11 protein-coding genes are annotated in these 13,643 nt (G+C 65.3%); 2 read left to right on the plus strand and 9 right to left on the minus strand.

Features of this window, described 5'->3' with window-relative positions; genetic code table 11:
- Nucleotides 1-98 precede the first annotated feature (98 nt).
- Together VSR68_RS21105 and VSR68_RS21110 are read right to left on the minus strand one after the other, a co-directional pair.
- Nucleotides 99-665, minus strand: coding sequence for a DUF6013 family protein (locus VSR68_RS21105; protein ID WP_090862208.1), 567 nt, complete (start codon nucleotides 663-665; stop codon nucleotides 99-101).
- Between the two features lie 358 nt (nucleotides 666-1,023).
- On the minus strand, nucleotides 1,024-2,040 hold the full coding sequence (locus VSR68_RS21110; RefSeq protein WP_342941694.1) for a zinc-binding alcohol dehydrogenase family protein: 1,017 nt from the start codon (nucleotides 2,038-2,040) through the stop codon (nucleotides 1,024-1,026).
- 153 nt (nucleotides 2,041-2,193) lie between these two features.
- Between VSR68_RS21110 and VSR68_RS21115 the strand changes: the two genes are divergently transcribed.
- Nucleotides 2,194-3,153, plus strand: a complete 960-nt coding sequence (locus VSR68_RS21115; RefSeq protein ID WP_342941695.1) for a LysR family transcriptional regulator — start codon at nucleotides 2,194-2,196, stop codon at nucleotides 3,151-3,153.
- A 78-nt stretch (nucleotides 3,154-3,231) separates the two neighbouring features.
- Here the strand turns inward: VSR68_RS21115 and VSR68_RS21120 are convergent, their stop codons facing one another.
- The 4 genes from VSR68_RS21120 to VSR68_RS21135 all read right to left on the minus strand — a co-directional run bounded on the left by VSR68_RS21120 (nucleotide 3,232) and on the right by VSR68_RS21135 (nucleotide 9,132).
- On the minus strand, nucleotides 3,232-3,570 hold the full coding sequence (locus VSR68_RS21120; protein ID WP_342941696.1) for a hypothetical protein: 339 nt from the start codon (nucleotides 3,568-3,570) through the stop codon (nucleotides 3,232-3,234).
- A gap of 152 nt (nucleotides 3,571-3,722) precedes the next feature.
- Nucleotides 3,723-6,608 carry a DNA ligase D gene (gene ligD, locus VSR68_RS21125; RefSeq protein WP_342941697.1) on the minus strand — a complete coding sequence of 962 codons (2,886 nt, stop codon included), beginning with the start codon at nucleotides 6,606-6,608 and terminating at the stop codon, nucleotides 3,723-3,725.
- Between the two features lie 66 nt (nucleotides 6,609-6,674).
- On the minus strand, nucleotides 6,675-7,673 hold the full coding sequence (locus VSR68_RS21130) for a Ku protein (RefSeq protein WP_342941698.1): 999 nt from the start codon (nucleotides 7,671-7,673) through the stop codon (nucleotides 6,675-6,677).
- Between the two features lie 223 nt (nucleotides 7,674-7,896).
- Nucleotides 7,897-9,132 carry a cytochrome P450 gene (locus VSR68_RS21135; protein WP_342941699.1) on the minus strand — a complete coding sequence of 412 codons (1,236 nt, stop codon included), beginning with the start codon at nucleotides 9,130-9,132 and terminating at the stop codon, nucleotides 7,897-7,899.
- A gap of 212 nt (nucleotides 9,133-9,344) precedes the next feature.
- Here VSR68_RS21135 and serB point away from each other — a divergent pair, with 212 nt between their 5' ends.
- Nucleotides 9,345-10,184, plus strand: a complete 840-nt coding sequence (serB, locus tag VSR68_RS21140; protein ID WP_342941700.1) for a phosphoserine phosphatase SerB — start codon at nucleotides 9,345-9,347, stop codon at nucleotides 10,182-10,184.
- Nucleotides 10,185-10,298: 114 nt separating this feature from the next.
- Here the strand turns inward: serB and VSR68_RS21145 are convergent, their stop codons facing one another.
- From VSR68_RS21145 to bktB, 3 genes are all read right to left on the minus strand, one after another.
- Entirely contained in the window at nucleotides 10,299-11,486 is a 1,188-nt protein-coding gene (locus tag VSR68_RS21145; RefSeq protein WP_342941701.1) for a cystathionine beta-lyase, read from the minus strand.
- Nucleotides 11,487-11,547: 61 nt separating this feature from the next.
- Nucleotides 11,548-12,186: a hypothetical protein gene (locus tag VSR68_RS21150; RefSeq protein WP_342941702.1), complete on the minus strand. Its 639-nt coding sequence runs from the start codon at nucleotides 12,184-12,186 to the stop codon at nucleotides 11,548-11,550.
- A gap of 176 nt (nucleotides 12,187-12,362) precedes the next feature.
- The gene (gene bktB / locus VSR68_RS21155) at nucleotides 12,363-13,547 is read right to left on the minus strand and encodes a beta-ketothiolase BktB (protein ID WP_342941703.1); all 1,185 of its coding nucleotides are present in this window, start codon (nucleotides 13,545-13,547) and stop codon (nucleotides 12,363-12,365) included.
- Nucleotides 13,548-13,643: the final 96 nt, after the last annotated feature.

Below are 13,643 nucleotides of genomic sequence, written 5' to 3' on the forward strand. Positions count from 1 at the left end.
GAGCAATGATCGTCGATACATCCACGCCGCATGCAATCATTCAACGCAAGCGATTCATGCGGCGCGCGAACCGTCGGGGCACTGCTGCCGCCGCTACGTCAACGCTTCGCCGTGACGGACACCTGCGAGCCGTCGCTCAGCGTCAGCGTCTTCGTGCTGCCGTTGGTCGGCATCGTGAAGCGCAGCACCTGGCTCACGCTCGTGTAGTTCGGACACTTGAGCGACTTGCCGTTGTTCGTCACCGTCTTCGTGCCCTTAGGCGTCTGCGCCTGGAAGTTCATTTGCACGGTCGCGGTGCCGTCCTTCGCGACGACAGGCGCGAAGCGGATCTGCGTCTGCCGGATCATCGCGCCATTCGTATCGACGGGCAGCGACGACATGTTGGGACAATCGCCATCGGCTGCGACGGGGCCGCCGGGCGGCACCGTTTTCCACGTGAAGTCGTCGGATTCCCCGGAGCGGATCGTGCGCGTTTCCTGCGAGTTGCCGAACTGCTTCGACGTGACCTTGACCGTGTAGCGGATGGGACCGTCCGTGGGCGCCTGCGACGTCACGGTGATCGGCGTCGCCGCGCGCGCGGGCGCCGGCATCGCGGCGAGCACGAAAGCGGCGCATGCGAGAGAAGTCACAACAGAAACGGCGGGAAGTTTGACGCTGATGCTCATACTGTCACCTCGTTGTTGTGCTGCCGCGCGGCCATGCGTTGCGGACGCGCCGAAGGCGCGCGGCAGGTTTGCATGATGCAGAAGCAGTCTAACGCCAAGCGGACGGGCGCGGGCTTTGCGGGACTCGGGTATTTCCCCCGCTTGCGCAAGCGCGCGTTTTTGCATGCGCGATCCGTCCGCGATCTGTCCGTGATCTGTCCATTTGACAGTCGCGGCGCGCAGGGATTCGATGCGGCATCGGGATGACGGTTGAATCGCGAGACATGTCCGAGGCATGTCCAGCGCATGAAGGGCGCATGACGGTTCATGCGCCCTTCACTTGCAGCGGCAGCGTGACAACAGCGTCAGGCGCGCGGCATCAGAAGCCGCTCAGCACCAGCTTGCCGATCGCGCGCCCTTCCTCGAGCAGCTTGTGCGCGCGGCGCAGATTCTGCGCGTCGATCTTGCCGAGGTGCTCGCCGACCGTCGTGCGCAGCGTGCCCGCGTCGATCAGGCGCGCGACTTCCGTCAGCAGCTTGTGCTGCTCGATCATGTCCGGCGTGCCGAACATCGAGCGCGTGAACATGAACTCCCAGTGAAACGCGGCGCTCTTCGCCTTCAGCAGTTCGACGGGAACGGGCTTCGCATTCTCGACGATCGTCGCGATGCCGCCCTGCGGCTTGATGACGGCGGCCGCGGCCGGAAAGTGGCGGTCGGTGTCGTTGAACATCAGCACGTAATCGACCTGTTCGAAGCCGAGTTGCTTCAACTGCGCGGGCATGTCGCCGAAGTGATCGACGATGTGATCCGCGCCGAGCCCCCTTGCCCATTTCGCCGACTCGGGGCGCGACGCCGTCGCGATCACGGTGAGCTTCGCCAGCTGCTTCGCGAGCTGAATGCCGATCGAGCCGACGCCGCCCGCGCCGCCGATGATCAGCACCGACTTGCCCGCGTCCGAGCCCTGCGGCGACACGCCGAGCCGATCGAACAGCGCCTCCCATGCGGTGATCGCCGTGAGCGGCAGCGCGGCCGCCTGCGTGAAATCGAGCGACGCGGGCTTGCGGCCGACGATGCGCTCATCGACGAGATGGAACTCGCTGTTCGCGCCCGGCCGCGTGATGCTGCCCGCGTAGAACACGGGGTCGCCCGCCTTGAACAACGTGACGTCCGGACCGACGGCCTCGACGATGCCCGCCGCGTCCCAGCCGAGCACGCGCGGCGTCTTCTCGACCGTGTCCTTCGGCGCGCGCACCTTGTAGTCGACCGGGTTCACGGAAATCGCTTCGACCTTCACGAGGATGTCGTGCCCCGTCGGTTGCGGCTCGTCGATTTCGATATCGACGAGCGACTCGGGATTGTCGATGGGCAAGTAACGGGTGAGGCCTACGGCTTTCATAACGGCTCCTTGATTCGTGTGAAGTCTTTGACGGGATTGAGCTTCGGCGGCAGGCGCGGGGCGCCGCTCGCATTGACTGAATCGTAGAAAATTCTTTACCCTACGAAAACCATCGTAATGACTGAAACATTTTCTGGATTTTCCGAATAATCGATGAAGCCCGAAGCCGCCGCGTTCCCCGTTGCGTCTTCCGTCGACGAGCGCGACCGCCTCGATCTGCTCGACGTCGCGCTCTTCGTGCGCGCCGCGCTGCTCGCGAACGTGTCGGCGGCGGGGCGCGAGTTCGGGCTGTCGCCCGCCGTCGCGAGCGCGCGCATCGCCAGTCTCGAGCGGCTGCTGGGCGCGCGTCTGCTGCACCGGACGACGCGCCGCGTCAGCCTCACGCAGGATGGCGAAGTCTTCATGGCGCGCGCCGAGGCGCTGCTCGACGCGGCGTCGGCCGCGCGCGCGTCGGTGGGCCGCGGGCAGGCCGAGCCGCAGGGACGGCTGCGCGTGTCGATGCCGTCGTCGTTCGGGCGGCAGCACGTGTCGCCCGTCATCGCGCGGTTCTTGCGCCGCTATCCGGGCGTGAGCGTCGACTTGCGGCTCACGGACACGATCGTCGATCTCGTCGATGCCGGCGTCGACGTCGGCATCCGTCTGGGCGCGCTGAAGGATTCGTCGCTGGTCGCGCGGCGACTCGCGGCGAACCGGCGCGTGATCTGCTGCGCGCCGTCGTATCTCGCCGAACGCGGCACGCCGCGCCATCCGTCCGATCTCGCGCAGCACGAATGCGTGATCCTCTCCGATCAGCGCGACTGGTCGTTCGTCACGCCGACGGGCCCGCTGACCGTGCGCGTCGGCGGCCGGCTCGCGACCGACAACGGCGAAGTGATCCGCGACGCGCTGCTGGCGGGCTTCGGCATCGCGCTGAAATCGACATGGGACGTCGCGCCGTATCTGCGCAGCGGCGAACTGGTGACGGTGCTCGACACGTATCCGCTGGCTGAGACGGTCGCGATCTGGGCGGTGTATCCGTCGCGCGCATTCGTGCCGCCGAAGACGGTCGCGTTCATCGATTTTCTCGCCGCGCATTTCGGCGATCCGCCGTACTGGGACGTCGATCCTCAGTGAAACGCGATGCGGCACGCGCCGATGTCGCGTGACGTCACATCACGTTACTTCGCGGCGCGCGCATCGCATGCCGCTCGATCAACGGCGCTTGCCTGGCGTCGCGGACTTGTCCTGCTTGCTTCGCGTCGCGGAGTTCCTGTTCGCGTGCGCGTCGTTCTGCGTGCGCGCCTGATAGTCGCCGCCGCCGCGCAGGTCCGTGTCCTCGAGACCGTGCTCGAGATCGCTATGCGCCTGCTTGCCGACGCTGCGCGGCTCGTGCTCTTCCTGCGATCCGGCGCTCTGATCGTTCTCATGCGGCAATGGCGCAGCCTTCTCCCCGAATGGACGGTTCGGCACGTTCGAGTTGTCGTTGCCTTCCGGGCGCTCCGTCTGCTGTTGATGATCGTCGCCTGTCGCGTGTTGCTGCGATGTCTTCATGATCCTCTCCATGATTCATGGCGCGGTGCCTCCTGGTGCCTCTTCGTGCATGAGCGTGCACGGGCATGCATGAGCACATTGCGCGTCTCGCTGTCGTCCCGCCTCCAATGAAGTCGTTCGCTCCAATGAAATCGCTCGAAGAAACACAGCGCTCATTCATGCTCAGCCGTATCGAGCCTGCGCCGCATCTCCGTGGTGATGCGCTGCTTCGTCTTCGCGTAGGCGGCCCACGGATCGCTCTTCAACGCGTCGAGCCGTTCATGCACGTTGGCGATATTCCACTGATCGCCTGCCGTCGTATCGGGCACTTCGTCCCACGCGAGCGGCACCGATACGCCCAGCCCCGGACGCGCGCGCAACGAATACGCGCACACGGTGCTCGACCCACGGTTGTTACGCAGATAGTCGACGAAGATCTTGCCCTTGCGATTCTGCGCGCCCATCTTCGCGGCGAAGTGCTTCGGCAGCGCGTTCGCCATGTGCTGCGCGACGGCTTGCGAAAATGCCTTCACGTCGTCCCAGCCGAGCTGCTTCGCGATCGGCACGACGACATGCAGTCCCTTGCCGCCGCTCGTCTTGCAGAACGATGCGAGGCCGAGTTCTTCGAGCAGCTCGCGCGTGAGCTGTGCCGCCTCGATCATCCGCTTCCAGCCGAGCGCCGGGTCCGGATCGAGATCGAGCACCATGCGGTCGGGCTTTTCGATGTTCGCGGCGACCGCGTTCCACGTATGCAGCTCGATCGTGCCCATCTGCGCCGCGCCGACGAGCGCCGCCTCGCTCTCGATCGTCAGCAGCGGCGGATGATCCGGGTCCAGCCCTGGATGCTGCGTGATGTTCGGAATCGACAGCTTCTGGCTGTGCTTCTGGAAGAACAGCTCGCCGCCGATATCCTCGGGCGCGCGCACGAGCGCGACGGGCCGGTCCTTCAGATGCGGCAGCATCCACGACGCAACCGACTCGTAGTATTCGACGAGCTCGATCTTGCGCACACCGGTACTCTTGTCGATCACGCGCTCGGGGTGCGAGATGCGCACACCCGCGACCGTCGTCGTCGCGCCCGAGCGCTTCGTGGTCGTTGCGCTCGCGGCTCGCGCGTCCCGCTTCTTCGCCGTCGATTTCGTTGCAGTCGATTTACTTGCCGTCGACGTTTTCGCCGTCGGCGTTTCCGCGTTATCCGCGTCCGGCTCTTCGTTCATCTGCTCCACGTCGGCTCCCTTTTGCGGCGTTTCGTGAACGATCTGCTTCGCAGGCTTGTCGCTGCGCAAGCTGACGAACGACGCCTGCCGCACGACGCCATCGCTCGTCCATTCCGCGAAATTGCATTCGGCGACGAGTTCGGGCTTCACCCAATGCACAGGCGTGCGGCTGCGTTCGCGCGGCTCGCTCGCGAACGGCATCTTCGCGGTTTCGCGCGCATCGAGTTGCTGCTTCATCGAGCGCAGCAAGGCCGCGTTGAAGCCCGTGCCGACGCGCCCCGCGTATTGCAGCTTGCCCTTCTTGTCGTACACGCCGAGCAGCAGCGCGCCGAACGCTTCGCGGCTGCCCGCGGGCTCCGTATAGCCGCCGATCACGAACTCCTGGCGCCGCCGGCACTTGAGCTTGATCCACGACGGCGTGCGGCCCGACGTGTAGTGACTGTCGCGCCGCTTGCCGATGATCCCTTCGAGGTTCATCGCGCACGCGCTCTTCAGCAGCTCGCCGGCGTCATAGCCGAAGTCGTCGGAGAAACGCAGCGTGTCGTCGTCGACGGTTTCCATCAGCGCGTGCAGAATCGCGCGCCGCTGCACGAGCGGCACGCCGCGCAGATCGTAGCCGTTCAGATACGGCAGATCGAACAGATAGAGCGTGATGTCCTGCGGACGGTTTGCGTCGAAGGCGTTTTGCAATAGCTGGAAGCTCGGCACGCCGTTGCTGTCGAGCACCACGGCCTCGCCGTCGAGCCACGCGCAGTCGAGCCCGATGCGCGCGAGCGCCTGCGCCTGCTTGCGAAACTTCGCGGTCCAGTCGTTGCCCGCGCGCGTGAAGACTTTCACCGGCTCCTTCGCGCGATGATCGATGCGGGCGAGCATCCGATAGCCGTCGAACTTGATCTCGTAGAGCCAGTCGTCGCCCGCAGGCGCGGTATCGACGAGCGTCGCGAGCTGCGGCTTGAGCGTCGCGGGCATCTTCGCCTCGACCGCGCCTTCTATCGACGGATGACCGGCCAGCTCGCGCAACGACTCCGCACTGCGCGTCGCGACGATGTCGGGATGTCCGTGGAGCGAACCTTTGACGCTGCGCGATGTGGCGGCCTTCGCTGGTCTGTCCGATACGTTTGCGCGTTGGGCTCTGGTTTTCCACTTGCCAGCGGCGGACTGATCGCTACCGTCAGCACCGCCGCGCGCGCCTGGCGCGTCGGATATCACGCTGCCCTGCATCGCTTCGAGCACGTCGAACTCGGCTTCGCTGCGCGCTTCGTCGTCGCGCTCCTTGATGAGCAGCCATTGCTCCTTGCCGCCGCTGCCTTGCATGTGGCTGCGCACGAGCGTCCAGCCGCCGTGCAGTTTGTCGCCGTCCAGATGGAACTTGAGCTTGCCCGCCGCATACGCTTCGCGCGCGCCCGCTTCGCCGCCGACGGGCTCCCACGTGCCGCGGTCCCAGACGATCACCGAGCCCGCGCCGTAGTTGCCTTCGGGAATGTCGCCTTCGAATGATCCGTACTCCAACGGATGATCCTCGACGTGCACGGCGAGCCGCTTCACCGACGGATCGAGACTCGGCCCTTTCGGCACGGCCCACGACTTCAATGTGCCGTCGAGTTCGAGACGGAAGTCGTAATGCAAACGACGCGCGTCATGCTCCTGGATCACGAATGACAGCGCGTGCTTCGAGGCGGCTGTTGCCGGCGTATTCACGGCGCGCTTCGTTTTTGGCGTGCTCTCCGCGCTCTTGGTGCCCTTCGCGCTTTTTGCGCTCGTCGTGCGCGCGGCGATCCCCGACGGTTCAGGCGTCCTGTCGAAACGGCGCTTGCGATGATAGGTCTCGAGCTTGTCCGTCATGGTGACTGTTTGCGCTGTATGTTGCGCTGTGCGTTGTTTGCGTTGCGTTCGCCTCGCGCTGCGATGTCACGCCGCGCGACGCTTGCGCGCCGTGGACGACGTGCTCTTGCGCGCGGTCGAGCCCGTCGCGCGGCGCGCGGATTTCTTCGCGGGCGCGCGCGATTTTCTGGGCGCTTGTTCGGCTTCTTGCGCCGCTTCGTCGCTGTCCGCCGCTTCTGCCTGTTCGGCGTCCTCCGCATTGCGCGCGGCGCGTGCCGCCGGCTTGCCTTTGCCGCGTCCAAGGCTGCGCTTCAACAGATCGGACAGGTCGAGGATATCCGCCGACGGCCGCGATTCGCGCGGCGTCTCGATGTCCATGACTTCTTCGATCTTGCCCGCGCGCACTTTCTTGTCGACTAGCGCGAGGATGTCGTCGCGAAACGTGTCCTTGTACTCGGACGGGTCCCACGCATCGCTCATGTCGTCGATCAGCTTTTTCGCCATGTCGAGTTCGCGCGTCGTCACGCCCGATTTCTTCGCGCTTTCGTCGGGCAATTTGAATTCGTCGAGGGAACGCACTTCTTCGGACCAGCGCAGCGTATTGAGCGCGAGCACGGGCCCGACGGGTATCAGCGCGGCCAGGTGCTGCCTGTTGTGCAGCACGACGCTCGCCACACCGACTTTGCCCGACGCCTTCATCGCGTCGCGGAGCAGCGCGTAGACCTTTTCGCCCTTGCGATCGGGCGCGAGGTAATACGGCGTGTCGAGATAGAGGAACGAGATGTCGGGCGCCTCGACGAACGCGAGTATGTCGACCGTCTGCGTCGACTCGGGGTTCGCCGCGCGAATCTCTTCATCGGTCAGCACGACGTACCGGTCCTTCTCGTACTCGTAGCCGCGCACGATGTTGTCGCGCGTCACTTCCTTCCCCGTGCGTTTGTTGATCTGCCGATAGCCGATGGGATCGATCGTGCGCTTGTCGAGCAGATTGAAGCCGACCTTCTCGGACCTCGTCGCGGGATAAAGTTGCACGGGCACATGCACGAGGCCGAAGCTGATCGCGCCTTTCCAGATCATATGAGGCATAGCGCGCTCCCCGAAGTTGAACTTCATGCCAAGCAGCAAGCGTGCCCAGGCGTTCCACAAGCCCGCTCGCGCGTGCTTCCACGCATCGCCGTGACGCTGACCCGCGGCGCTGTAAGTCTTGCGTGCGCGCGGAAAAAGCTACGGGCGCGCGCCTGACGCCGGCTTGCTTGCGGGCCTTCGGGTCTTCAGCTCGCTTCTGCTCCAGCCGCTTCACGCGACGGCTTCAACCGACGGCGCATGGCACCGCTGCATAGCCGCGAAAGCGCACGCGTCCGCCGCGCGTCGGCTCGCCGCTGATTCTGTACGACGGAAAGCGCCGCACGAATCGCCCGATCGCGATGCGTGCTTCGAGGCGCGCAAGCGACAGTCCCGCACACTGATGAATGCCGAAGCCGAACGCGAGATGGCGGTTCGGCGTGCGCCGGATGTCGAAGCGGTCGGGCTCGGAAAACTGCTCGGGGTCGCGATTCGCCGCGCCGATGCACAACGTGACGGGCGTGCCCGCCGTCACGCGAACGCCGCCGATCTCCGTGTCGAGCATCGTCATCCGGTTGCCGAGCTGGTTCGAACTCTCGAAGCGCAGGCATTCCTCGACGGCACTTTCGATCAGATCCGGCTCGCGCAGCAACGCATCCCGTTCGCTCGCCCATGCGCTCAACGTGACGAGACCGTTGCCGATCAAATTCGTCGTCGTTTCGTGGCCGGCGTTGAGAATGAAGATGCAGTTTTGCAGCAGCTCGACTTCGGACAGTTGCTCGCCGCCCTCCTCGCCCTGGATCAGGCGCGTGAGCACGTCGTGCTGCGGATCGCCGGGCTTCGCGCGGCGTCGCGCGACAAGATCCTTCAGATACGCGACGAACTCCGTCACCGCGCGGTTGCCGCGTTCGTGCTGCGCGGGCGTGAGCGTCGGCTCGAGCGCGCCGAGAATCGCCAGCGACCAGTCGCGCAACGGCTCGCGTTCGTCGTGCGGCACGTCGAGCAGATTGCCAATCACTTCGACGGGAATCGCGGCCGCGAAGTCGCCGATCAGATCGATCTCGCCGCGAGCCGTCGCGCGATCGAGCAGACCATCGACGAGACGGACCAGGCCGTCTTCCATCGCGGCGATCGCGCGCGCCGTCAACGCGCCGGCGATCAGCTTGCGCACGCGCGTGTGCAGCGGCGGATCGTTGAACACGAGGCTCGTCGTGTGATGCTCGAAAAGCGGCGTCGCGCCGTACTTGGGCGCGAACTCGATTTTCTTGTCGGAGCTGAAGGTCTTCGGATCGCGATAGACGGCCTGCACATCGCGATAGCGCGTGAGAAGGAGCGAACCATCGGGCATGCGCTTGACGGGCTCATGCGTGCGCAGCGCGCGATAAACGGGATACGGGTCGGCGTGAAACGACGCATCGAGATGCCGCAAGTCGAAATCGCGGGCGATGTCGGCATCCGTTGCCGTTCCGTGAAGCGGGTTCATCGGTGTCTCCATGTTTGTTCTTTTTGCCGCGCGTAGCGGCTGAATGCTGCGAGTCGTCAGTATGAACCATGCCGTCTTCACGAGCATCGCCGTCCATCCGCGCGACCGGCCGTCGCACGCGGAACCGTTACAATAGCCGGATTTCCCGTGCTGTCCCGCCACATATTTCACGTGCGCATGCCATGCATTGCGCGCTTATTTTCCGCGTCGACATGAATCTCGTCATCCAAAGCCTCGCGCCTCTTGCCGCCGAACACCACAAGCCGCTCACCGCGTTGTCGCGCGGTTCGAACCTCACCGTGATCGATCCGCACGCGGTGCGCATCGACAACGCCGACGTCGCGCAACGCGCGGACCTCGACGTGTACTGCGCGACGCATTCGCTCGACTACGCGTTCGTCGAAGCGGACCGCCGCCTGACCGACTTCGGCCTCGTCGCGATGGACATGGACTCGACGCTGATCACGATCGAGTGCGTCGACGAAATCGCGGATTTCTGCGGCCTGAAGGCGGAAGTGGCGGCCATCACGGAAGCGGCGATGCGCGGCGAGATCAAGGATTTCAACGAGAGCCTCACGCGCCGCGTCGCGCTGCTCAAGGGCCTCGACGCGAGCGCACTCGAAAAGGTCTACGAAGAGCGCCTGCGTCTGTCGCCGGGCGCCGAAAAGATGCTGGCAGGCGCGAAAGCAGCGGGTCTGAAAACGCTGCTGGTGTCGGGCGGCTTCACATTCTTCACCGAGAAGCTGCAGGCGCGTCTGAACCTCGATTTCACGCGCGCGAATACGCTGGAGATCGTCGACGGCAAGCTGACGGGCCGCGTGCTCGGCGAAATCGTCAACGCCGATGTGAAGGCGCGCACGCTGCGCGAAGCGTGCGACAAGCTCGGCATCGAACCGTCACGCGCGATCGCGATGGGCGACGGCTCGAACGACCTGAAGATGATGGCGACCGCGGGCCTGTCGGTCGCGTTCCGCGCGAAGCCCGTCGTGCGCGAGGCCGCGAGCGTCGCGTTCAATCACGTCGGACTCGATGGACTGTTGCGGCTGTTCTGAGCCGGCGCGCTTGCATCGCCGGATGGTGTGAAACGCGAAAGGCCCGCTCGTTTCCGAGCGGGCCTTTCTGTTTGCGTCGCCGTTTAGATTAAAACCAGGCGGCGAATGCAGCCGTCAAGCGCCCAACGCCGCGAGGCAGCGCTCGATATCCGCGCGCAGATCCGATTCGTCTTCGAGGCCGACGTAGAAGCGCACCAGCGTGCCGCGATGCGGCCACTTCGACTTGGTGCGCATCGACGCGACGTCGTACGGCATCGCGAGACTCTGTGCGCCGCCCCAGCTCCAGCCCAGCGAGAACAGTTCGAGCGATTCGCAGAACGTGTCGATCTGCGCGGGCGTATAGCGCTCGTTGAACACGACCGAGAACAGCCCGCCCGCGCCCGTGAAGTCGCGCTTGTAAAACTCGTGGCCCGGGCAGTCGGGCAGCGCCGGATGCAGCACGGCCGCGATTTCGCGCCGCGTCTTCAGCCACTTCGCGAGTTCGAGCGCGCTCTTGTCATGCTGCTCGAAGCGCACTTTCATCGACGGCAGGCTGCGCAGGATCAGCGAGCAGTCGTCCGACGACACGCCGATGCCCATGCGCATGCGCGCGAGCTTCAGCCTCAGATGCAGGTCACGGTCGACGGTGATCGTCGCGCCCATCAGCACGTCGCTGCCACCCGACTGGTACTTCGTGAGCGCCTGCATCGAAATATCGACGCCGTGATCGAACGGACGGAACGAGAGGCCCGCCGACCACGTGTTGTCGATCGCGGTGATGACGCCGCGCGCGCGGGCGACGGCCGTGATCGCGGGAATGTCGGACACTTCCATCGTCACGGAACCCGGCGCTTCGAGCCAGATCAGCTTCGTGTTCGGCTGGATCAGGTCGGCGATGCCCGCGCCGATCAGCGGATCGTAGTAGCGCGCGGTGATGCCGAAGTCCTTCGCGAGCCACTCGGCGTGGTCACGGTTCGGCGAATAGACGTTGTCGGGAATCAGCACGTCGTCGCCCGATTTCACGAGGCCGAAGTACACGTTGGAAATCGACGACAGGCCGGACGGCTGCAACAGCGCGTGATTGCCGCCTTCGAGCGCGGCGAGGCGCTGCGCGAGCGTGATCGACGTCGGCGTTGCGTGCAGGCCGTAGCGCCACTGCGCGTCGTTGCGCCAGTCGAGCGTGCGCATCGCCGCGAGATCCGGAAAAACAACCGTCGATGCGCGCGCAACGGGCACCGAGAACGATTCGAAACCGGGCGTCAGCTGGTCGGCGGGCTGGACGATGCGTGTTTGCAAGCCGTGCTTCGGAGTCTTTTGAGTCATGGTCAGTTTGTGTTGGATTCGAAGGACGTGAGGTAGTACGTCAGTGATGCGCGGGGCGCGCCTATTCGCCCGTCGTCAGATTGCTCACGCCGTTGACGGGCTGGCCGCCCTTCTTCGCCTGAGCGGGCGGTTGCGGGGGCTGTTGCGCCGGCTTCTGCGTTTGAGCGGGTGCCTGAGCGGGCGACTGAGCCGCGGCGTTCTTGCCGGCTGCGCCAGTCGCTGCCTGTCCCGCCGCGAGCGGCCGCAGCGAAAACGCTTGCGGGTCGGAATCGTCGACGTTCATCCGCTCGCCTTCGAGCAAGCCGTCGGCGGCGAACTTGCCGACCCAGTTGCCCGTGATGTGCGTGCCGTCGTTCGACTCTTCGACTTCGAGCGTATCGCCGTCGCGATCGCCTGCGATCAGGATCACCTCGCCGGAATCGGCGAACTGATACTCGCCGTGCACGCCGGATGGGTCGTCAGTCTTCGCGCCCAGACGCAGCACGATCTGCCGCTTGCCGAGCGTCCCCGCATATTGCGGAAACTTCGCGAATTCGGGGCTCGGCTTCAACGGCAACTGGATCGGCGGCGGTGCCGCGAGTTGCTTCACAGCGTCGCTTTGCGCGTGCGTCGCGGCGGGCAGCGCCATCGTGACGGCCAATGCCGCGGCTGCGATCGTCGCGTGCCACGACGCCCTCTGTTTCGACCTCATCTTCTGCATCCGTTGTTTCCTTTCAACCGGCCTGTGATGTCCCGCCTTCGACGTCACGCATTGACATCATGTTTTAACGTCAAGCGCCGCGGGCCTCGGCTTCGACCGGTTATACCGCAAGTTCGTTCAGCGAGGGGGCGCCGAGAACGACTATCGCCGCCCCCTTTTCACGCGGCATCTGCGCGTCAGATGCGCTCGAAGATCGCGGCGATGCCCTGGCCGCCGCCGATGCACATCGTCACGAGCGCGTAACGCCCGCCGATGCGCTGCAGCTCGTACAGCGCCTTCACCGTGATCAGTGCGCCCGTCGCGCCGATCGGATGACCGAGCGAAATGCCCGAGCCGTTCGGGTTCACCTTCGCGGGGTCGAGGCCCAGTTCCCGCGTCACGGCGCACGCCTGCGCGGCAAATGCCTCGTTCGCCTCGATCACGTCGAGATCGCCGACCTTCAGGCCCGCGCGCTCCAGCACTTTCTGCGTCGCGGGCACGGGGCCGATGCCCATGTAGTTCGGATCGACGCCCGCATGCGCGTACGCGACGAGCCGCGCGAGCGGTTTCGCGCCGCGCTTTTCGGCGACGCTGCGCTCCATCAGCACGACAGCCGCCGCCGCGTCGTTGAGGCCCGACGCGTTGCCCGCCGTGACCGTGCCGTTCTCCTTCGCGAACACGGGCTTGAGCTTCGCGAAGTCGTCGGCGGTTGCGTTCATGCGGACGTGCTCGTCCGTATCGAAGACGGTGTCGCCCTTCTTCGACGCAATCGTGATCGGCAGAATCTGTTCGTTGAAATAGCCGCCTTCGATGGCTTTCGCGGCGCGGCGATGCGACTCGAGCGCCAGCGCGTCCTGCGCTTCGCGCGTGATGTCGTATTTCTTCGCGATATTTTCGGCCGTCACGCCCATGTGGATCGGCTGAAACGGATCGTGCAGCGCGCCGAGCATCATGTCGACCATGCTCGCGTTGCCCATGCGCTGGCCGAAACGCGCAGCCGGCATCATGTACGGCGCGCGGCTCATGCTTTCCGCGCCGCCGCCGATCGCGACGTCGGCATCGCCGAGCAGCACGCTCTGCGCCGCGGAAACGATCGCCTGCAGCCCCGAGCCGCACAGCCGGTTCACGGTCAGCGCGGGCGCGTGCTGCGCGACGCCGCCGTTCAACGCCGCGACGCGCGCGAGATACATGTCCTTCGGCTCCGTGTGGATCACGCTGCCGAACACGACGTGACCGACTTCGTCGCCGTCGACGTTCGCGCGCGACAGTGCTTCGCGCACGACACGCGCGCCCAGCTCCGTAGGCGCGAAGTCCTTCAGGCTGCCGCCGAAATCGCCGATTGCGGTCCGTACACCGCTTACCACTACCACTTCACGTTGCATCGCTTGCTCCTCTCTCTTGTGTCTCAGATGAATGCCGCGTGCTTCGTGGAGACAGCACGCGACGATGTGCCGCTGAATCTGTCCGAGTTGCCGGAT

It is taken from the genome of Paraburkholderia phymatum (assembly GCF_038900715.1).
Classification (GTDB): Bacteria; Pseudomonadota; Gammaproteobacteria; order Burkholderiales; family Burkholderiaceae; genus Paraburkholderia; species Paraburkholderia phymatum_A.

Bases quoted from the DNA above. Each gene is read 5' to 3' on its own strand.
- VSR68_RS21105 (WP_090862208.1), bottom strand. From the start codon at position 665: ATGAGCATCAGCGTCAAACTTCCCGCCGTTTCTGTTGTGACTTCTCTC.
- VSR68_RS21110 (WP_342941694.1), bottom strand. From the start codon at position 2,040: ATGAAAGCCGTAGGCCTCACCCGTTACTTGCCCATCGACAATCCCGAG.
- VSR68_RS21115 (WP_342941695.1), top strand. From the start codon at position 2,194: ATGAAGCCCGAAGCCGCCGCGTTCCCCGTTGCGTCTTCCGTCGACGAG.
- VSR68_RS21120 (WP_342941696.1), bottom strand. From the start codon at position 3,570: ATGAAGACATCGCAGCAACACGCGACAGGCGACGATCATCAACAGCAG.
- ligD (WP_342941697.1), bottom strand. From the start codon at position 6,608: ATGACGGACAAGCTCGAGACCTATCATCGCAAGCGCCGTTTCGACAGG.
- VSR68_RS21130 (WP_342941698.1), bottom strand. From the start codon at position 7,673: ATGCCTCATATGATCTGGAAAGGCGCGATCAGCTTCGGCCTCGTGCAT.
- VSR68_RS21135 (WP_342941699.1), bottom strand. From the start codon at position 9,132: ATGAACCCGCTTCACGGAACGGCAACGGATGCCGACATCGCCCGCGAT.
- serB (WP_342941700.1), top strand. From the start codon at position 9,345: ATGAATCTCGTCATCCAAAGCCTCGCGCCTCTTGCCGCCGAACACCAC.
- VSR68_RS21145 (WP_342941701.1), bottom strand. From the start codon at position 11,486: ATGACTCAAAAGACTCCGAAGCACGGCTTGCAAACACGCATCGTCCAG.
- VSR68_RS21150 (WP_342941702.1), bottom strand. From the start codon at position 12,186: ATGCAGAAGATGAGGTCGAAACAGAGGGCGTCGTGGCACGCGACGATC.
- bktB (WP_342941703.1), bottom strand. From the start codon at position 13,547: ATGCAACGTGAAGTGGTAGTGGTAAGCGGTGTACGGACCGCAATCGGC.